This window comes from Chryseobacterium taiwanense (genome assembly GCF_000813825.1).
Taxonomy (GTDB): domain Bacteria; phylum Bacteroidota; class Bacteroidia; order Flavobacteriales; family Weeksellaceae; genus Chryseobacterium; species Chryseobacterium taiwanense.
The window spans coordinates 620,822-637,737 of record NZ_JWTA01000004.1 but is presented as its reverse complement, the minus strand read 5'-3'; the positions used below and the strand labels follow the sequence as shown (position 1 = coordinate 637,737).

General features: G+C 35.4%; 15 protein-coding genes. 4 read left to right on the top strand and 11 right to left on the bottom strand.

Translation table 11 applies throughout. The features are described from left to right. The first annotated feature begins 23 nt into the window (after nucleotides 1–23). Entirely contained in the window at nucleotides 24–731 is a 708-nt protein-coding gene (locus RM51_RS06370) for a DedA family protein (RefSeq protein WP_039366284.1), read from the top strand. Between the two features lie 203 nt (nucleotides 732–934). Here the strand turns inward: RM51_RS06370 and RM51_RS06365 are convergent, their stop codons facing one another. From RM51_RS06365 to RM51_RS06355, 3 genes are all read right to left on the bottom strand, one after another. Beyond that, nucleotides 935–1,807 (bottom strand): alpha/beta hydrolase, encoded by an 873-nt coding sequence (locus RM51_RS06365; protein WP_039366281.1) that lies wholly within the window; start codon nucleotides 1,805–1,807, stop codon nucleotides 935–937. Between the two features lie 90 nt (nucleotides 1,808–1,897). Next, entirely contained in the window at nucleotides 1,898–2,716 is an 819-nt protein-coding gene (locus tag RM51_RS06360) for a GLPGLI family protein (RefSeq protein ID WP_052248419.1), read from the bottom strand. Between the two features lie 45 nt (nucleotides 2,717–2,761). Continuing rightward, a complete protein-coding gene (locus RM51_RS06355) occupies nucleotides 2,762–3,793 on the bottom strand; it encodes a beta-propeller fold lactonase family protein (RefSeq protein WP_052248418.1) in 1,032 nt (343 codons plus the stop codon). Between the two features lie 141 nt (nucleotides 3,794–3,934). Between RM51_RS06355 and RM51_RS06350 the strand changes: the two genes are divergently transcribed. Beyond that, nucleotides 3,935–4,840 (top strand): DUF808 family protein, encoded by a 906-nt coding sequence (locus RM51_RS06350; protein ID WP_039366278.1) that lies wholly within the window; start codon nucleotides 3,935–3,937, stop codon nucleotides 4,838–4,840. 81 nt (nucleotides 4,841–4,921) lie between these two features. Here RM51_RS06350 and RM51_RS06345 read toward each other — a convergent pair whose 3' ends face one another. The 6 genes from RM51_RS06345 to proS form a co-directional block, all read right to left on the bottom strand. Continuing rightward, complete coding sequence (locus RM51_RS06345; RefSeq protein WP_052248417.1) at nucleotides 4,922–5,938, bottom strand: glycoside hydrolase family 43 protein; 1,017 nt, start codon at nucleotides 5,936–5,938, stop codon at nucleotides 4,922–4,924. A gap of 181 nt (nucleotides 5,939–6,119) precedes the next feature. After that, entirely contained in the window at nucleotides 6,120–7,238 is a 1,119-nt protein-coding gene (dnaJ, locus tag RM51_RS06340) for a molecular chaperone DnaJ (RefSeq protein ID WP_039366276.1), read from the bottom strand. A gap of 76 nt (nucleotides 7,239–7,314) precedes the next feature. Next, the gene (locus tag RM51_RS06335; protein WP_039366272.1) at nucleotides 7,315–7,851 is read right to left on the bottom strand and encodes a nucleotide exchange factor GrpE; all 537 of its coding nucleotides are present in this window, start codon (nucleotides 7,849–7,851) and stop codon (nucleotides 7,315–7,317) included. 139 nt (nucleotides 7,852–7,990) lie between these two features. Beyond that, nucleotides 7,991–9,325, bottom strand: coding sequence for an Nramp family divalent metal transporter (locus tag RM51_RS06330; RefSeq protein WP_039366269.1), 1,335 nt, complete (start codon nucleotides 9,323–9,325; stop codon nucleotides 7,991–7,993). 114 nt (nucleotides 9,326–9,439) lie between these two features. Then, nucleotides 9,440–10,744 (bottom strand): OmpA family protein, encoded by a 1,305-nt coding sequence (locus RM51_RS06325; protein WP_039366265.1) that lies wholly within the window; start codon nucleotides 10,742–10,744, stop codon nucleotides 9,440–9,442. Between the two features lie 126 nt (nucleotides 10,745–10,870). Then, the gene (gene proS / locus RM51_RS06320; protein ID WP_039366263.1) at nucleotides 10,871–12,346 is read right to left on the bottom strand and encodes a proline--tRNA ligase; all 1,476 of its coding nucleotides are present in this window, start codon (nucleotides 12,344–12,346) and stop codon (nucleotides 10,871–10,873) included. A 144-nt stretch (nucleotides 12,347–12,490) separates the two neighbouring features. On the opposite strand from proS, the gene RM51_RS06315 reads away from it, so the two are divergent. Next, nucleotides 12,491–13,528 (top strand): hypothetical protein, encoded by a 1,038-nt coding sequence (locus RM51_RS06315; RefSeq protein WP_039366262.1) that lies wholly within the window; start codon nucleotides 12,491–12,493, stop codon nucleotides 13,526–13,528. Nucleotides 13,529–13,579: 51 nt separating this feature from the next. Further along, nucleotides 13,580–14,998 (top strand): OmpP1/FadL family transporter, encoded by a 1,419-nt coding sequence (locus tag RM51_RS06310; RefSeq protein WP_228375782.1) that lies wholly within the window; start codon nucleotides 13,580–13,582, stop codon nucleotides 14,996–14,998. 147 nt (nucleotides 14,999–15,145) lie between these two features. Here RM51_RS06310 and RM51_RS06305 read toward each other — a convergent pair whose 3' ends face one another. Continuing rightward, on the bottom strand, nucleotides 15,146–15,871 hold the full coding sequence (locus RM51_RS06305; RefSeq protein WP_039366257.1) for a ZIP family metal transporter: 726 nt from the start codon (nucleotides 15,869–15,871) through the stop codon (nucleotides 15,146–15,148). 271 nt (nucleotides 15,872–16,142) lie between these two features. Then, entirely contained in the window at nucleotides 16,143–16,868 is a 726-nt protein-coding gene (locus tag RM51_RS06295; protein ID WP_039366252.1) for a class I SAM-dependent DNA methyltransferase, read from the bottom strand. Between the last annotated feature and the right edge of the window lie 48 nt (nucleotides 16,869–16,916).

Below are 16,916 nucleotides of genomic sequence, written 5' to 3'. Positions count from 1 at the left end.
ATTTTTGTTACTCATCAATAGTTATGGAAGATTTCAATAGTTGGAAGGATTTATTAAACCCGGAGTTTTATATAAATAATGGGGGATTTTGGCTTATTTTGTTCATTATTTTTGCAGAAACAGGGTTGTTTATAGGATTTTTCCTTCCCGGTGATTCTCTACTTTTCGTATCGGGAATTTATGCCGTAAAAATTATTTCGGAAACCTTCGGTTCCACAGGAAGTGATTTCTTAGATACAACTATTTTAGCATCGGCAGTTGCTCTTGCAGCGATTATCGGTAACGAAATCGGATACTATTTCGGACGTAAAACAGGACCTGCTTTATATAAGAAGAAAGACACCATGCTTTTCAAGAAAAAACATTTGTATCAAGCACATGAGTTTTTCGAAAAAAATGGAGCTTTAGCAATTATTATGGCGAGATTTTTACCTGTGGTAAGAACGTTTACTCCTATTATTGCCGGAATCGTGAAGATGGATAAAAAAGCATTCCTTAGAGATAACATTATTGGAGCTGTTCTTTGGTCGTTCATCCTTATTTTTGCAGGACATTACTTGGATAAGCTGTTTATGGATCAGTTTGGAATTGATCTTAAAAAGAAACTGGAGATTATCATTATTATCATTGTTTTGGTAACAACAGTTCCGGTGATTGGTAAGTTTTTGTTCGGAAAGAAAGAAGACTTTTCAAAATATGAGAACGGTGATTTTGATGAAGATATTAAATAGGAATTAATTAAAATATATTAATAGCTCGTTTTTAACGGGCTATTTTTTTTTTGAATATCGTCTTTGATTGTAATTTGTTATTTAAAGTGGAATACTCTGTCATTCTGAAAGTAGCATAGCGGATTGAAGAATCTCTATTTACATTAAAAAACGTAAAGTTGGGAATATAAAAAGATTCTTCCTTCGTCAGAATGACAAAAAAACTACTTTAGGATCCATTCCAGAATATTAGGATAAATTATGCTGTCTCTTTTCGTCTTACTGAAAAATCTTGGAGCATGGCCTGCATTTTTCATATACACGAATTTATGGGGAATGTTTTGAGCGGTTAAAGCAGAATCTAGTGCTAAACCTTGTTTCTGGTTCACCAAAAAATCCTGATTTCCCTGAAAAAGAAGCGTAGGAACGTTTGATATATTGGCAATCGGACTTGCTTTTTTAAACTCTTCTGATAGATTTTCGCGATGAAATTTTGTTCCCACCATTTTTTGAATGGTTGGAGAAGAATATTTCGAATAAAAAGAATGTAAATATTCCGGGGAGTAAAAATCTGTAGGACCACTTAAAGAAATGATCTTTTTGATCTGATTTGGATTTTGATAGCCATACAGTAAAGCCAGATGTCCTCCTGCGCTTTCACCTAAGATAATATAATTGTTAGGTTGAAGTTCTGCTTTTTGAGCTAAAGAATTAAACTTGGTAATTGCCGAACCAATATCTTCCAATTGCTCCTTATAAGTGATTTTCTTGGATTTTGAAACCAATCTGTAATTCATATTGATGCTCGGAATATTATTCTTAAAAAGCATTTTTTGAATCTGGATCATGTGTTCCTTTTTTCCTAACGTCCAAGCACCACCATGAACGATCAGCACAACAGGAGAGTTTTCAGGATAATCGGAGGGAAGAAAAACATCCATTTTCTGGCGTTGATGTTCACCGTATTTTAAATTATAGATTTTCTGATCATTATTAGTTCCCACCCAAACTTTGAATTTTCGTGTATTGCATGAACTTAAAACAAAGCCAATTAATCCTAAAACAAAGAAATGGTATTGAAGAATCAGCTTTTTCATAGAATAAAATTACAGAAAATTAGGAATGAAAATAAATTTTGAAAGATGATTTTTACCACTGTTGAATGATTATTTCAATCTGTCCATTCATTATTTTTTTAATAAATCAATTTCAAGAATATTATTGTCTTTTTTTAATTTTTCCAGTCTTATTTTTTCTATTTCCTTTACTTTTTGTTGCCCGTTGATATGATTTCCTTCAGAATCTGTATAGTCAGGAATTCTACCTATAAGAGAAGCTGCCGGATTTATTCTGTAAGTTTTGAATACTTTAACGAATTGTGGGTAATTGACTTTTATTTCTTTGTAATTATTAAGATTGGGATAGATAAATTCTTCTGAGGAATCTTTTACCCCTTTTAGAGTAAAATGATGACTGTTGGTACTGTCTTCAATTTCCAATATTAAACCGGGAAGTCCAAAAAACTTGTAAGGTCCATCCTGAAAAGGAATATTTGTGGTAAACCAAGCTGTCCATTTTCTGCCACCGAATTCTGTAGTTGCTTTCTGGGCTTTATAATTCATAATGGTCTTGAAATCATTCAGTAATTTCCAGTTGAGTTTCACTTCCTGATTTACAAAATATTTATCATCAAAAATTTTTATATGATTGATCGTATTTGAATTGGGGAATTTAATCACTCTGTCGCTGATCATCTCTTTGTTGGGCGGCATACTGAAAACCCCTTTTTTACTGTCAACAAGCAGGGTAGAGTCAGATTTAAACCTTTCCAGTCCATAAAATTCAGATTTCTTAGCATTATTAATATCCAAAACCATGAATTCTGTTATTATAGTATTTCTGTCTGTGGAATCCGGAACAGATCTGTATTCGTAAATGAACTGTTTATTCTGAGCGTAAAAAAGACCGAAAGATAAAATTAAAATTAATTGAATGTGCTTCATCATTGATTTGGTGATAATGGTTGTAGCGAATATACAAATTATTCAATGCTATTGTACCACAGCCATCGTAATACCATCCGGTCTTCCGCCAATATCAAGTTTTTTTACCACTTCCATTTTATTTAGATCAATTATAGAAACAGAATTGTTTGGAGTACAAGACATAAACAGTCTGTTCTTTTCTTTATCCATATACATGGCAGCACCTTGTCCAGCATTTATTTTCTTTACTTCTCTTCTGGTTTGAGCATCGTAAAAAAGCAATTCTCCTGTTTTTACACTTACAATGCATACAGTTTTTCCATCGGGAGTAAATTTCAGACGATGAAGTCCTAGAACTTTTGCATCAATATCATTTTTAATTTCTCTTTTCTTCAAATCGACAATGAGGATGTGTCCATCCGGTCTTGCTGTCCATAATTCCTTTCCATCTTGTGAAACATCGAAACCTTCTGCACCTTTTCCTACATTGATTAACGTCTGAACCCAATCCCATCTTGGTTTTGCATTCGGAGGCAGAACTCCGGTTGGAGGAACGGTGGGTTGTAACAGAACATGATCGAAAACGCTTACTGTCCCTGAATCTACATTGGTCGTGTAAAAATGCTCAGCATCCGAAGTTACATACAATAGATGGGTGATGTTTTGTCCTGTTCCCATCGACCATTCAAGCTTATCATCTTTTACATCATATCTTCCGACAGCTTTTGAACCTTGAGCCGTGAACCATAATTTATCTTTTAAATAAACCAATCCATGAGATCCGTATAAAGGTCGTGTGTCAATATTTTTGAGAGGCTTTAAATTTTTTAAATCAATCAAGTTGATCTCATGAGCGGTTCCATTTACGGTATTGGCAACATATGCAAGTGAACCGTCATCAGAAGTCACAACTTCATGAGGATCTTCACCAACTGGAATTTTAGTGATAATTTCAAGGGAATTGTAATCTAAAACCACCATATTATGATCGGTTTTTGATAATCCTAAAATATATTTTGTCTGAGCAATGGTAAAGTTTGAAATAAGAAAAAAAAGGAATAAAGTGAAAAACCGCATATAAAATTGTTTTAACGTCATTTTTTTGGATGAAATTTTTTTCTGTTTGTTAAATCACGAATCAATTTTAATTTCTTGTAAAACGTGTAATAATCATACAATAAATCGAATTAAATAATTATTTTTGTTCTTTAACAATTATTAAAAAAATATTAAAGTTTTATGGCATCTGGTTTTTTTGCGATTTTGGATGATATCGCAGCTTTGATGGATGATGTGGCGGTTACAAGTAAAGTAGCAACTCAGAAAACAGCAGGAATCTTAGGAGATGACTTAGCTGTAAATGCTGAAAAGGCTACCGGTTTCCTTTCTTCAAGAGAAGTTCCTGTATTGATGAAAATTATGAAAGGCTCATTCATTAATAAATTGATTATTGTGCCTGTTGTTTTTTTCCTTGAATGGCTGTATTCTCCTGCTATAAAGTTTATTTTGATTCTAGGTGGTTTATATCTTGCCTTTGAGGGAGTTGAAAAAATCATTGAATTTTTATTTCATAGAGATAAAAAAGGGCATGAGGTGATAGAAGAAGCTACTGAAGTTGCAGATGAAAGTGAAGATTCTGAGAAAGTAAAAGTAAAATCAGCTATTACAACCGACTTCATTTTATCCCTTGAGATAGTAATCATTGCATTGGCTGCGGCAAAAGATGGCTATGAAGCTTTGAAATCACAATTTGATCCGTTTCTTGTAGAAATTGTTACAGTTTCAGTGGTGTCAATCATTGCAACTATAGGTGTTTACGGAATCGTAGCTTTGATTGTTAGAATGGACGATGCTGGTTTTAAATTAATTAAAAAAAGCAAAGGTAAAGGTTTTGTTGCTAAAATAGGAAAGCTTTTGATAGACGCTCTTCCTTGGGTAATTAAAGGATTAGGTATTGTTGGAACAATTGCGTTGATTTTAGTAGCTGGTGGAATTTTCGATCATAATATTGATTTTTTGCATCATAGTTTACCAACATGGAACGAAGCACTGAAACAAGTTGTATTCGGCTTGGCAGGAGGGTTGATTGGTGTTGCACTTTTCACAATGGGAAAAGGAGTTGTTTCCTTGGTTAAAAGAAAATAGAAATTTGATAAATAATGAAACAAAGCGGGGCTTCAAGAATTGAAGCCCCGCTTTGCTTTTAATAGAGAATATAGAATTTAATTAATCTTGCCCGTTCATTGGTTTAATATGTCCTTGTTGATCATATTGAAGCTCTCTTACTTTAATGCTTCTCAAATGATTTTTTCCACCTGAAGGTTTACTGTCATGATAGAATAAATACCACTTTTTGTCAATTTCTACAATGCTGTGGTGCGTTGTCCAGCCTACAACCGGACTCAGGATTTCTCCCTGAAAAGTAAATGGACCGTAAGGATTATTTCCGATTGCATATACAAGCTTATGAGTGTCACCGGTAGAGTAGGAAAGATAATAGGTATTGTTGTATTTGTGAATCCAGACTCCTTCAAAAAATCGGCGCTCATGATCTCCAGCTTTTAAAGGATTTCCGTTTTCATCTAATATCAGAATATCTCTTGGCTTTTCTGCAAATTCAAGTATATTTTTACTTAATAAAGCGATTTTAGGAGAAAGTGCATTATCCTGATCATTGGGTTCTTTTGCTTCGGATAAAAGCTTATTGTTTCTGTATTTTTCCAGTTGACCACCTTTCAACCCTCCAAAATAAATATAATATTGATTGTTGTCTTTTAAAACAGTCGGATCGATGCTATAACTTCCTTTTATAGGATTTTTTTCAGCAGTAAAAGGACCTTCAGGAGTATTTGATGTTGCCACTCCGATTTTAAAGTTTCCTTTTTTATCTTTCGCAGGGAAATAGAGAAAGTATTTACTGTTTTTCTCAGCAATATCAGGAGCCCAAAGTTGTTTGTCAGCCCATGGAATGTCTTCTAGTTTTAAAACAATTCCAAGGTCTTTTGCTTTTTCCTGCTGAATATTGTCCATCGAAAGCACATGATAATCTTTCATGTTATAGTGACCTCCATTAGTTGGATCTTTTACTTCAGTATCAATATCATGAGAAGGGTAGATGAAAATTTTGTTATTAAAAACATGGATCGATGGATCTGCGAAGTACAAATCATCAAATAAATATCGAGGATTTTGCTGAGCACATACGATCTGAGTGAAGAATAACAGAATCAAAGCCTTTTTCATAGTCGTTTTTTAGCGATTGAAACACTAAAATAGAGAAAATGAAGAGGAAATGTAGAAGCTTTGATGAAGAAAAACCTCAATATTTCTTCAATTTCTATTGTGGAAAGTGTTAATGTTTATGATAAGCTAGAAATTAAAGCATAAAAAAGAGACTTAAAAAATTAAGCCTCTTTTACTATGATTAGTTGAATAAATCTTTTACTTTATCAAAGAAAGTTTTCTCTTTTCCGGATGGTTCTGCAACCATTTCTCCGCTGTTCATTTGATTTTCGAAGAACTCTTTTTGCTCTTTCGTTAATTTTTGTGGAGTCCAGACATTGATATGAATAAACATATCTCCTTTACCGTAGCTGTCGATACTTGGAAGACCTTTTCCTGCCAATCTTAGGATTTTTCCGGATTGAGTTCCCGGATCTACCGTGATTTTCACTTTTCCACCAACTGTTGGGATTTCTTTTTTGGTTCCCAAAGCTGCTTCAGCAAAAGAAACATATAATTCTTGGTGAAGGTTGTCACCCTCTCTTTTGATTACTTTGTCAACTTCTTCTTCAACGATTACCAATAAATCTCCAGGAACTCCGCCAAATGGAGCGTCATTTCCTTTTCCTCTTACATTTAATTGGATTCCGTCTCTAGCTCCTGCAGGAATATTGATCGTGATTTCTTCTTCGTCTTTTACTAAACCTTGTGCATTAGCTCCTGCCGGAATTTTATCGGCAACTTTTCCGATTCCCTGACAAGTTCCACAAGTGGTTTGAGTCTGCATTTGACCGAACATGGTGTTCATCACTTTCATTTGAACTCCGGAACCACCACACGTAGGACAAGTTTTTGAAGTGGCACCTTCTGCCATCTTCATCTTTTTCACCTTAATGGTTTTTTGTGTTCCGTTTACCATTTCTTCAAGGTTCAGCTTGATTCTGATTCTTAAATTAGAACCTTTCACTTGCTGACGACCACCGCCGCCGCCAAATCCTCCGAAACCGCCACCACCGAAAATATCTCCAAACTGGCTGAAAATATCTTCCATGTTCATTCCGCCGCCGAAACCGCCACCTCCGAAGCCGCCGTTTCCGCCAACTCCTGCGTGACCATATTGGTCATATCTTGCGCGTTTCTGTTCATCGCTCAATATTTCATAAGCTTCTGCTGCTTCCTTGAACTTCTCTTCAGCCTCTTTATCACCCGGATTTTTATCTGGGTGAAATTTGATAGCCATTTTACGGTATGCTTTCTTTATTTCGTCGGCTGATGCAGATTTGCTGATCTCAAGAACCTCGTAATAATCTCTTTTTGACATCTTTTATATGAGTAATTAGTAATGAGAAATGGGTAATATTCAAACTGCTTATTACCCATTACTTATTGCTTATGTTTTAATTTCCTGTAACTACTTTTGCAAAACGAATCACTTTATCTCCTAAAGTATATCCGGTTTCGATTACGTCTACGATTTTTCCTTTCAAATCTTCTGAAGGAGCAGGGATTTGAGTAATCGCTTCATGGAAGTCTACATTAAAGCTGTCTCCCGCTCTTACTTCCATTGCTTTCAATCCTTTTTCAGTCAGTTTATTCTTGAATTTGTTATAAATCAATTCAACACCTTGCAGATCAGCAGAATTTCCGTTTTTAGCAATTTCCTTAATCGCTCTTTCAAAATCATCCAAAACCCCAAGCATAGAAACCATCATATCCTGATTGGCATATTGGAAGAATTCCATCTTCTCTTTGCTGGTTCTTTTTTTATAGTTTTCAAATTCAGCATACAATCTGATGTAACGGTCTTTTTCTTCTGCCAAAAGTTCCTCTGCAGTCGGTTGAGCTGTCACATTGTCTTCAGCTGTTGTTTCGTTCTGAATATTTGTTTCTTCTTGATTATTGATGCTTTCTTCGTTAATATCCTGATTTACCATAATTCAATCTTTATTTTCCTTTTTATTCGCAAAGATTCTGCCAAAGGAAAAAGCGTGACATTTAGGCAGAAAAGGTAGCTCATTCAAATTAAGAATGAATCGGACTAATATTTTGCTATATAGTCTAGAATTTTAAAATCTATTCTCCAAAAAATGTTTGGTAAAGAAGGTAAAGATTCAGAATGATAATGATAAAAGAAATAATCCAAACGCAGGTTTTCAAAAAAGGTTTATTGACAAATTCACCCATTTTTGCTTTATCACTTGTGAACATTACCAACGGAACAACAGCGAAACTTAATTGCATAGACAGAATTACCTGACTTAAAACCAGTAATTCTGTAGTCCCTTTTTCTCCGTATAAAATGGCAACTATAAGAGCGGGAATTACTGCAATTAATCTTGTGATCAAACGTCTTAGCCAAGGTTTTAATCGGATATTTAGAAAACCTTCCATTACGATTTGTCCCGCAAGAGTTCCTGTAAGAGTTGAGTTTTGTCCCGAAGCTAATAAAGCAATGGCAAATGCAATACTTGCCATGGAAGCCCCTAAAATAGGAGTTAACATTTTATAGGCATCATGAATATCTGCAACATGTTTGTTTCCTGTAATATGGAATGTAGCGGCTGCTAGTATCAAAATAGCTGCATTGATGAAAAAAGCAAGCATTAAAGAAACGGTACTGTCTAACGTGGCAAACTTTATCGCTTCCTTTTTTCCCTCTTTGGTACGGTCGTAGTCTCTTGTCTGTACAATGCTGCTATGCAAATATAAGTTGTGAGGCATTACGGTTGCTCCTAAAATTCCTATGGCAATGTATAGCATAGCAGGATTTTGAATGATTTCTGCTTTAGGTATTAATCCTCCTAATACTTCATTAATAGCTGGTTGAGAAATAATTAATTCATAAACAAAACAAGCGAGAATAATAAAAATCAATCCTCCCACAATACTTTCGATCCAACGGAATCCTTTTGATTGAAGTAAAAGAATAAGCAGTACATCAACGGTGGTAATCACAATTCCCCAGGTTAAAGGAATACCAAATAATAAATTCAACGCAATAGCGGAACCTATCACTTCCGCAAGATCACAGGCTGCAATGGCAATTTCGCAGAAAACCCAAAGAATGAAATTGGTTGTTGGGCTGAAATGATCGCGACACGCCTGAGCAAGATCTCTTTCCGCAACTACGCCTAGCTTTACAGATAGGTGCTGCAAAACCATTGCAAAAATATTAGAGATTAAAATTACTGAAAGTAAAGTATAGCCAAATTGAGCTCCTCCTGCAATATCTGTTGCCCAGTTTCCGGGATCCATATATCCAACAGCAACCATTAAACCCGGACCTGCAAAGGCAAGGTATTTTTTCCAAAAACTGGCATTTTTAGGAACTTTTACAGAAGAATAAGCTTCTGATAAAGAGTGTGAAGTTTTATCTTTTCGCCAAGCGCTTTTTAAATTGAAATTCATAAATGTTAGAAATGACTAACAAATGTAATTAAATATATCAAAATGACCAATTAAGGACACGAAAAAATCCCGAAAATCATTTCCGGGATTTTATTTTTATAGATTCTAAAGATTTTATTTAGCGAATCTTACTGCCATTTTTCTGTCAACAGCTCTGGCTTCGTTAGAGGCACTTGCATCTACAGTTGCAAACTGACTTCCATATCCGTCTGCAGCGATTACCTGTGCTCCAACTCCTTGTTTACCTAGCCAAGATTTGATGAAGTTGGCTCTATCAGCAGATAGTTTTAGGTTTTTAGCTTCGTCACCTGTTTTATCTGTGTATCCTCCAATTTTAATTTTTGCTTCGGGGAAAGCTTTTAAAATAGCGACCAAATTTTGAAGCTGTCCTTCAGAACCGGCTTCTAACTCAGTTGCACTACCTATTTTGAAGTTTACATGGTCGAAATCATACCATTTGCTTTTTAATGCATCATCATTAGCTGCATTTTTATACCCATCGGTTTTCAGGAAAGTGATCATTTGATCTTCCATCCCTCCTTTATAGCCTTTTAATGCTGTTCCGTTTAGATCAATATCTTCATCTACCTTTGTAACAGTTGTTGTTACTGTAGTATCTGAAGGGGTAATAGTAGCCGTGCTGTCGGTAATTACGGTTGTAGAATCTGTTGTTGATAGCGTTGCATCTGCTTTTTTCTTCTCACACTGCTTCCAGATGAAATACGTTGCGGCAATTAATAATAACAAAGGAAGAAGCCATTTCCAGATTGAACCGCCACCGCCGTCATTGTTGTTATTATCAGAAGAAGAATATGATGGTATAGAATCTGTCACTTTAGAGGTAGCATCAGAAATAGTTTCTGTTACCTTAGACGTAGCGGCAGAAACACTTTCAGAAGCTCCTCCGAAAATATTTCCTAATCCTAGAGTTCCAAGAGAAAGACCAGCGGGAAGTAATGAAGAAATAATTCCTTTTTGATCGTTTAACAGACTTGAAATTCCGGATTGCCCTAAATTATTATCTGCGGCATATTTTCCGATAGAACCTGCGGCGGCTCCTGTCACTAGGTTGAGTAGTGAGCTTGAGGAGTTGTTGCTGATTCCGGCGAAAGTAGCGATTGTATTTACTAATCCACTCAGTTTGTCTCCAAAAATTGAGGATAATAATGTCGTAATGATGGAATTGTTAGAAGATTCTCCCAACAAATTACCTAAAATTCCACTCGAAGAGGCATTCGTAATGGCATCCAAAACTCCCGGATTATCCGAATTATTTGCCAATCCTCCTACAACAGCAGGCAATAAACCTCCAATTGCTTTAGAAATACCTGATTCACTTTCTCCAAACTGGGCTGCAGCCTGAGATACTAGAGCAGGACCTAATTGTCCTTTAATTAAATCAATGACATTTAAAGACATAATAAATTATTTTGAGATTAATGTGTTATAAATTTATAAAAAAATATCTTTAAATGGTGAAATCAAAAAAAAATCTTTAAAAATCGCGAAGATTTTTAAAGATTTATCAAATTTATTGCGTTAATTTTAATACGCTTTTGCGAATAAAACTCGTCTTTTAGATGGTTTTCCTGAGATTAAAGAAACACCTTCTTCGATGTCATCATCCAAAGGAATACATCTGATAGTTGCCTTCGTTTCATCTTTAATCTGTTCTTCCTCCTCAGCAGTTCCGTCCCAATGTGCATAGATGAAACCTCCTTTTTCTTCCAAGACTTTTTTGAACTCTTCATACGTATCAACTTTCGTGATATTATTTTTTCTGAATTCAAATGCTTTATTGTAAATATCCTGTTGAATTGTTTTCAATAATTCTTCGATGTAAGAATCTAGACCATCGATAGAACGAACTTCTTTCGTTAAGTTGTCTCTTCTTGCAATTTCTACTGATTTGTTTTCCAAATCTCTTGGTCCCATTGCGATTCTTACAGGAACACCTTTCAATTCGTACTCAGCAAATTTCCATCCCGGTTTGTTTTGAGTATCGTTGTCGAATTTTACAGAAATTCCTTTTGCTCTCAATTTAGCCTGAATATCCAATGCTACTTCACTAATTTGTTCTAATTGCTCTTCTCCTTTAAAAATCGGAACAATTACTACTTGAATCGGAGCCAAAGTTGGAGGCAATACCAATCCGAAATCATCCGAGTGAGTCATGATCAAAGCTCCCATCAAACGGGTTGAAGTTCCCCAAGATGTTGCCCAAGCATGTTCTATTTTACCTTCTTTGTTGGTGAATTTTACATCAAATGCTTTTGCGAAATTCTGACCTAAGAAGTGAGAAGTTCCCGCCTGAAGTGCTTTTCCGTCTTGCATTAAAGCTTCAATACAATACGTTTCATCAGCTCCTGCAAATCTTTCAGAAGGTGTTTTCAATCCTTGAATTACTGGGATTGCCATAAAGTTTTCTGCAAAATCTGCATATACTTTATTCATTTTTTCAGCTTCTTCTACTGCCTCGTCTTTTGTAGCGTGAGCAGTGTGTCCTTCCTGCCATAAGAATTCTGCCGTTCTTAAGAAAAGACGTGTTCTCATTTCCCAACGAACAACGTTTGCCCATTGGTTGATTAATATCGGTAAATCTCTGTAAGACTGAATCCAGTTTTTATAAGTATTCCAGATAATTGCTTCTGAAGTTGGTCGAACGATCAATTCCTCTTCCAGTTTCGCATCCGGATCTACAATCAGCTTTGAAGGATTGTCCGGATCTGTTTTTAATCTGTAGTGAGTCACCACTGCACATTCTTTGGCAAAACCTTCAGCATTCTTTTCTTCAGCCTCAAACAAGCTCTTGGGCACAAAAAGCGGAAAATAAGCATTAACGTGACCTGTTTCCTTGAATTTCTTATCCATTTCATCACGCATTTTTTCCCAGATTGCATAGCCATATGGTTTTATTACCATGCAACCTCTTACTCCTGAGTTTTCAGCTAAGTCAGCTTTAACAACTAACTCATTATACCATTTGCTGTAATCTTCGCTTCTTGAGGTTAATTTTGCCATTATTTTTTTTGATTTTTTTAACTTTTTCCTATTATTGTTATCTAAAAATAAAAATCTATTTTTGATAGATATTTGTACATGAGTTTTGGTACGTTTTTAGTACAGATTGCAAATATAATTTAAATTAAAAATTTTTACGTTATCATGAAAAGAAATATACATAAAAATTTGCTTGGTATGGTAAAATCAAAAGGAGTTTTAGCAGTGGCAGGCGGATTATTACTCGTGTCTTGTGGTGCTCAGATGGGTGGCTACAGTGAGACAGACGGGGTTTACTATGACCCTAATAAAGATACACTACCAGAAGGAGTGATTATTAATGATGGCGGCAACAGAGTAGGTGAATACTACGATTACAATGAAGGTTCTAATATTATCCAAAATTCAGAAGCGAATTCTAGAGAAGGAAGATATGATTCTTGGAATGATTATAACTGGAATACTAACAATAACGCAACAGATTCTGACTGGGGAGCTTTTGCCGGTTCTCAGACTAACTACTACGATAATTCATGGGGATGGGGTTCTCCGTGGGGATGGGGTGGTTGGTATAGCCCGTATTGGGGTATGAACAGCGGATGGGGCTGGAACTTTGGCCTTTCATGGGGTTGGGGAAGCTCTTGGGGCTGGAACGGTTGGAACTCTTGGGGATACCCGTATTGGGGAGGTTACTATAATCCTTATTGGGGAGGCTACTACGGAAGTCCATATTGGGGCTGGAATGGCGGATACTGGGGAAGTAATTACTATGCACCTTATAAAAGAAGAGGAGCTGACGGAAGATTATATAACAGCTATAATGGAGGATTTGGTAATAAAAATGGGGTAAACTCCGGAGGTTTCAGAAATAACGTTAATTCTAATAATGGAGGTTTCAGAAACGGAAATACAGGAGGCTTCAGAGGAAACAATGGCAACAACGGAGGTTTTAGACCAGGAAACAATAATAATGGTGGATTTAGAAATCAGGGAGGATTCCGTAATCAGAATTCACAACCTAGACCAAATTATAATAACTACCCTCAACAATCTCAGCCAAGACCAAGTGACGGAGGTTTCAGAAATAACAGCGGAAGCTTCAACAACTCTAATAGCGGAGGTGGATTTAGATCAGGAGGTTCTTCAGGCGGCGGCGGTTTCAGATCCGGCGGTGGAGGCGGTGGCTTCAGAGGTGGCAGATAATAAAAAATAATAACTATTCAAAAAATAATGTTAAAAAAATCTTTAATAGTAATGAGTATTTCTGTTGCATTTTTTGCGCAGGCTCAGGATATTTCGGTCTTAAGGAATTCCATCGACGTATATTCAAATACTCCGATGAATGGTTCTTCAAAGTTTAACGCGATGGCAGGTTCTAACGGGGCTTTAGGTGGAGATGCAAGTTCTTTGCTTACTAACCCGGCCGGTTTAGGGGTTGCTATTTCGGGAGATGTTTCCGCAACGCTTTCTATTACCAATAATAAGAACAAGAGTTCATTGGCTGGTTCTTCTATTGATTATAATGTTAATAAAGTAGATATCGGAAATGTAGGAGGTATAGCAGCGTTTCAGTTGATGACAGAAAGCGGATGGAAGTTTGTAAATGTTGGGGTTAATTTCTCCAATCAGTCTATTGAGAATTATGTTGAAAGCCCGGGGAACTCAAAGATAGTTCTTCAAAAAGATCTTATTGATTCTAATAACAATCCTGTTACAGGTAATTTGACGTATTTAGGGCATGCTTATAACAGATACGGAACAAAGTCTAAGATGAATATTGGGGTAGGTGCGAATTACGAAAATTATTTATACTTCGGTGCTGGTCTTAATTTTCATTATGCTGATGTTGAACAATGGGATACGGCAGCATTCGGACTGGATTTAGATAATTCTGTTTCTTCTTTCAATAAACAATATACACCTTATACCGAAAAATCAAATGGGTTTTCAGCTTCATTTGGTATGATTGGGAAAGTAAGTAAAGAATTAAGATTAGGAGCTACCATTGAAACACCGACTTGGTGGAGAATGGATAGAATTTACACGGAATACGGTTTGGATAACCAAGGATATATGGGATCCGGAACGTACAGTGAGACTGTAAACTTTAGAAGTCCTATGAAAGCAACCGTGAGTGGTGCTTATGTTCCAAGCAAAAATCTTTCTTTCAACGTAGATTATACATTAGGAATTACAAGACCTAAGTACAAAGAGGAAATAGATGCAGATAAAGAATTGAATGATTTCTTTAAAGATAACTACAAAAACCTTTCAGAAGTAAGAGTAGGAGCAGAATACAGAATTAAATCTTTCAGATTAAGAGGAGGGTATTCTTATGCTTCAAGTCCTTTCGATTCAGGTACAGTGAGTGCTTATTCTAATGCGGGAACTGCAGGAAATACAAGCTATAATAACTGGACATTGGGTGAAAGAAATACTTTCGGAGCAGGTTTAGGATACGACTTCGGAGCTTTTTATATTGATGCCTCTTACCAGAATGTAAGTTCAAAATATAACAATCCGTTCTTATATGGTAAGGTGATCTCAGGAAGTCCTTATTATTCTACAGGATATAGTTCTTCAGACTTTGATGTAGCCAATGAAAGCTATGCAGTATCTGAAGTTAAAAATACTTTTAACAACTTCTTTATTACATTAGGATGGAAATTCTAATTTCCAGATGTGTAATGAGTGATTAAATTGAGGCTCCGAATTTTAATTCGGAGCTTTTTATTGATAAAAGTTTAGAATCAAGAAAGCATAAAAAAGAGAGACTTTACGTAGAGTCTCTCTTATTATATTTTAAAAAGGATTGTTTATTTAATGATGATGACCAACATGAGAATGATCATGGAAGAGATGCATAACCAAAGCCAAAGAAACCCCTAAAATCACTAATCCGATTTTTACCCAGTCGATATTATGGTTCTTATTGCTTTCAAATATGATTACAGAAGAGATATGTAAGAAAATTCCTCCTACAATTGCTAAGAAATACGGCTGTAAATCGGGATTGAAATAATTACCCAATAACATTCCCATTGGCGAAGCCAGCGCGAATAAAGCCACAATTAAAAGGGACGGATAAGAAGTGGTAGACTTACCTTCTTTTCTGTTGAATAAGAATGCTCCCAAAATAAAAGAAATAGGTAGGTTATGGAAAACAATTCCTAGTAGATAAGGGGATAATTCCTGTTCTTCATTCGCTAAAGGAATTCCTTCAATGAAAGCATGAATGAATAATCCTACCATTAAAGCAACAGGAAGAATATTATGATCGTTATGATGATGAAAATGTCCGTGCTCAAAACCTTTGGTTAAAGCTTCCAGAATCATCTGTAGCAAAACACCGGCAATGACAAAAATTCCCAAGCTACTTCCTGCTTCAGCTGTGTATACTTGAGGGAAAACTTCATTTAAGCAGATCGTAATTAAAAATCCGGCGCTTAAAATTAAGAGATTTTTTGCCAGTTTTTCTTTTTTACCAAAGTACTTTCCCAGTAAAACTCCGGCAATGACGCTTAATATAAGTAGAGTAACAGTCATATTAATTTAAAAGTGGTGAGAAACAAAGTAAAACAATTATAAGATTCACACTTATTATGATGAGGTGTAATTTATAGTTTGTTTTATTTTTAAAAATTATTTTTCTGAAAAAAATTAAAGGTATTCCAATAATTACCAATAAACTGGAAATAAGAAATTGAGGAGGAGGAGTATGACTATCAAAATATCCGAATTGAATTCCGGAATAAATTGAAAAAAGGGTCGCTAATAAAAATACAATATTAGTATTCATCCTCAAACCAATTTCAGATTATTTTTTCTTAAATAAATTGATACAACGGGGTGATTTTTCTGCATTAAATTCAGACAATTGATAATCTCCCCAGATTTTAACTCTTTCAAAACCACATTCAGTGGCGTAAGAATTGATGGTTTCTAATGTGTGAAGTTTTACTTTTTCAAAGAAATGAAAAGGTTTACCATCTGCTTCAAAACGGATGTCTTTAATGATATGTCTGCCTTCAATCTTTTTGGTAATATTGAAATCAATTCCTTCTCTGTGCACCTCCATTTCAGGAACCAAAGTCTCTCTTACAAACTCTTCACTCAGATAATCCAAAACAAAGAAGCCGTCAGGTTTTAAAGAATTGTATACAGATTGAAAAACACTTTTGTCATCTTTTTCATTGTCGAAATATCCAAAGCTGGTAAACAGGTTGAAAACAGCATCTACAGGTTTTGAATCAATGGCGTCTCTCATATCATGAACTTTAAAATGTAAAGTTTCATTTTCAAACTGCTTGTTGTGTTCAATACTTTGCTTAGAAAGATCCAAACCAATCACTTCATAGCCTAATTTATTAAGGAAAACCGAGTGTCTTCCCTTTCCGCAAGCAAGATCGATGATGGTGCTAGAAGTTGGGAGCTGAAGCTCTTTTGTAAGTTTTGTGATAAAATTTTCTGCTTCAGTATAGTCTCTGTTACTATAAAGCAAATGATAATAAGGGGTATCAAACCAAGATTCAAACCATTCCATAATACAAAAATAACTAAATTTGTGCGGTAAAAGGAAAAGTATTTTAAG

What these genes read in the sequence shown, in the direction of transcription:
- RM51_RS06365 (WP_039366281.1), bottom strand. Translation starts at nt 1,807, where the DNA reads ATGAAAAAGCTGATTCTTCAATACCATTTCTTTGTTTTAGGATTAATT.
- RM51_RS06295 (WP_039366252.1), bottom strand. Translation starts at nt 16,868, where the DNA reads ATGGAATGGTTTGAATCTTGGTTTGATACCCCTTATTATCATTTGCTT.
- proS (WP_039366263.1), bottom strand. Translation starts at nt 12,346, where the DNA reads ATGGCAAAATTAACCTCAAGAAGCGAAGATTACAGCAAATGGTATAAT.
- dnaJ (WP_039366276.1), bottom strand. Translation starts at nt 7,238, where the DNA reads ATGTCAAAAAGAGATTATTACGAGGTTCTTGAGATCAGCAAATCTGCA.
- RM51_RS06350 (WP_039366278.1), top strand. Translation starts at nt 3,935, where the DNA reads ATGGCATCTGGTTTTTTTGCGATTTTGGATGATATCGCAGCTTTGATG.
- RM51_RS06370 (WP_039366284.1), top strand. Translation starts at nt 24, where the DNA reads ATGGAAGATTTCAATAGTTGGAAGGATTTATTAAACCCGGAGTTTTAT.
- RM51_RS06310 (WP_228375782.1), top strand. Translation starts at nt 13,580, where the DNA reads ATGAGTATTTCTGTTGCATTTTTTGCGCAGGCTCAGGATATTTCGGTC.
- RM51_RS06345 (WP_052248417.1), bottom strand. Translation starts at nt 5,938, where the DNA reads ATGAAAAAGGCTTTGATTCTGTTATTCTTCACTCAGATCGTATGTGCT.
- RM51_RS06305 (WP_039366257.1), bottom strand. Translation starts at nt 15,871, where the DNA reads ATGACTGTTACTCTACTTATATTAAGCGTCATTGCCGGAGTTTTACTG.
- RM51_RS06360 (WP_052248419.1), bottom strand. Translation starts at nt 2,716, where the DNA reads ATGATGAAGCACATTCAATTAATTTTAATTTTATCTTTCGGTCTTTTT.
- RM51_RS06355 (WP_052248418.1), bottom strand. Translation starts at nt 3,793, where the DNA reads ATGACGTTAAAACAATTTTATATGCGGTTTTTCACTTTATTCCTTTTT.
- RM51_RS06335 (WP_039366272.1), bottom strand. Translation starts at nt 7,851, where the DNA reads ATGGTAAATCAGGATATTAACGAAGAAAGCATCAATAATCAAGAAGAA.
- RM51_RS06330 (WP_039366269.1), bottom strand. Translation starts at nt 9,325, where the DNA reads ATGAATTTCAATTTAAAAAGCGCTTGGCGAAAAGATAAAACTTCACAC.
- RM51_RS06315 (WP_039366262.1), top strand. Translation starts at nt 12,491, where the DNA reads ATGAAAAGAAATATACATAAAAATTTGCTTGGTATGGTAAAATCAAAA.
- RM51_RS06325 (WP_039366265.1), bottom strand. Translation starts at nt 10,744, where the DNA reads ATGTCTTTAAATGTCATTGATTTAATTAAAGGACAATTAGGTCCTGCT.